The organism is Vallitalea sediminicola, assembly GCF_054408565.1.
On sequence record NZ_BTPT01000119.1, the window covers coordinates 1 to 703 of the forward strand.

1 protein-coding gene is annotated in these 703 nt (G+C 37.1%); it reads right to left on the reverse strand.

Annotation, left to right across the window (positions count from 1 at the left end; genetic code table 11):
* Positions 1-703 (reverse strand): leucine-rich repeat protein (locus ACX6CF_RS25790; RefSeq protein WP_458788255.1); only part of this gene is annotated, 703 nt, incomplete at both ends.

The window sequence follows — 703 nt, forward strand, 5'->3', positions numbered from 1 at the left end:
CTTCTATCGTTCTTACTTCGCTTTTGATCTCTTCCAGTCCATATGTTGGACTTAACACGGTCTCTTCTATTGTTCTTACTTCACTCTTAATTTCCTCTAGTCCATATGTTGCACTTAGGACTGTTTCTTCTATAATACTTACTTCGCTCTTGATTTCTTCCAATCCATATGTCGCACTTAATACAATCTCTTCTATGACACTTACTTCACTCTTGATTTCCTCTAGTCCATATGTTGGACTTAACACGGTCTCTTCTATTGTTCTTACTTCACTCTTAATTTCCTCTAGTCCATATGTTGCACTTAGGACTGTTTCTTCTATTATACTTACTTCGCTCTTGATTTCCTCTAGTCCATAAGCTGGACTTAGGACTGTTTCTTCTATTACACTTACTTCACTCTTAATTTCCTCTAGTCCATAAGCTGGACTTAGGACAGTTTCTTCTATTACACTTACTTCGCTCTTTATTTCTTCCAATCCGTAGGTCGCACTTAATACGGTCTCTTCTATCGTTCTTACTTCGCTTTTGATCTCTTCCAGTCCATATGTTGGACTTAACACGGTCTCTTCTATTGTTCTTACTTCACTCTTAATTTCCTCTAGTCCATATGTTGCACTTAGGACTGTTTCTTCTATAATACTTACTTCGCTCTTGATTTCTTCCAATCCATATGTCGCACTTAATACAATCTCTTCTATGAC